The 1,440-nt window shown below is 63.5% G+C and carries 2 protein-coding genes; one reads left to right on the forward strand and one right to left on the reverse strand.

The features are described from left to right. Window positions 1-53: 53 nt before the first annotated feature. Window positions 54-1,286 carry an IS21 family transposase gene (gene istA, locus ACEWPL_RS19370; RefSeq protein WP_393930916.1) on the reverse strand — a complete coding sequence of 411 codons (1,233 nt, stop codon included), beginning with the start codon at window positions 1,284-1,286 and terminating at the stop codon, window positions 54-56. Here istA and ACEWPL_RS19375 point away from each other — a divergent pair. Beyond that, a partial coding sequence (locus ACEWPL_RS19375; RefSeq protein ID WP_420744401.1) for a hypothetical protein occupies window positions 1,261-1,440 on the forward strand: 180 nt, incomplete at its 3' end. The genes istA and ACEWPL_RS19375 overlap by 26 nt on opposite strands.

Raw genomic sequence — 1,440 nt, forward strand, 5'->3', positions numbered from 1 at the left:
GCGGGGCATCTTCAGCCCGACCAGCGCGCCACGGATTCTGTCGAGAAGCTCGGTCATGAGTACGCTCCTCCGGTCGCGAGGCGTTTGCCCACGGCGTCGTAAAAAGACAAAGGTCTTTGCGGGACGCCCGCCGCTTGAGGGACGGGCCGCCGCGCCGGTGGCGTCTTGCGATGCGCGGGATCGACACGGCGCTGGTTCTTGCCTTCCAGAACCGGGTGCGCGGCGATCAGCACGCCTTCCTCGAAGATCCGAACCTCGTGCATGTGGTTCTGGACCTCGACGACGCGCTTGCGGGTCGTATCCGGAACGCTGTAGTAATTTCCGCCGACCGAGACCATGCCCTCGTGGCTGACCCGCCGCTCCACGGTCAGCACCGCATTGTAGGGGATTGCCGGCAGTCCCGTCAGGCTCGGTTGTTCCTCGGCAAAGGCTGCGTTCACGACGCGCCGTGTCGTCGCATGGACCCGCGGATTTGCGACGCCCGTCCGCCAGCCGTCGAACTGGACATTCAGATCGTCGAGGTTCCTGAACGTTCGTGCGAGAAAGAAGTCCTGCCGGATGTAGCGGAACGGGCGCTCGACCTTGCCTTTCGTCTTGGCCCGATACGGCCGACAGGCACGTGGCACTGCGCCGTAATGGTTCAGCAGCGCCACGAGAGAGGCGTTGTAGGTGACCACACCAGCCTCGTCCTCGCCGATCACCGCAGTCTTCATGCGATCATAGAGGATTTCCTCCGGAACCCCGTCCATGGCCGCAAAGGCCGCGATGTGGCAGCGCATGACGGATTGCAGGTTCTGGCTCGAGACGAACCGACCCCAAAGCCAGCGGCTGTGGCCCAGAATGATCGAGAATAGCCAGACCTTGCGCGTAACGCCGGGCTCGTCGGTGAAGGCGACCGTGAACTCCGCGAAATCGACCTGCGCCTGGCGACCCGGCGGGGTCTCGAACCGGCGCTCGAACTGCGTGCGCGCCGACGGACGGACGTCCCGAAGGAAATCGGTGACCGCCGTGTAGCCGCCTTCGTAACCCATATCCCGGATATCCCGCAGCAGCCGCGCACCGCTGAGATCGGGAAAGGTCAGGACACGCTCGCGCAGATAGGTCTCGTAAGGATCGAGCAACCGGTCGCGCGGCTGGCGCGGGCCATACACCGGCCCCTCCAGGCCGCGCTCGAGATACTTGCGCACGGTCTTGCGGTCGCATCCGACCTTCCGCGCAATCGCCGTGAGGCTCAGTCCTTGTTTCTTCAAATCGTGGATCATGACGATCTCCCTCAGTCCCTGCACCTGCACGCCCCCGTTCCTTTGTTTGGAGCATCAGGCCAGCATCCCGCGGCGTCGCCAATTTCCGGATATAAAAGGTCCGGAAATCGCCAACGCCGCTCGCGTTTTGGGGAATTTTCAAACGGCGGTTTTGGGGAGATTACGTCCGGCGGTTACA

Source organism: Roseovarius roseus, assembly GCF_043355935.2.
Classification (GTDB): Bacteria; Pseudomonadota; Alphaproteobacteria; order Rhodobacterales; family Rhodobacteraceae; genus Roseovarius; species Roseovarius roseus.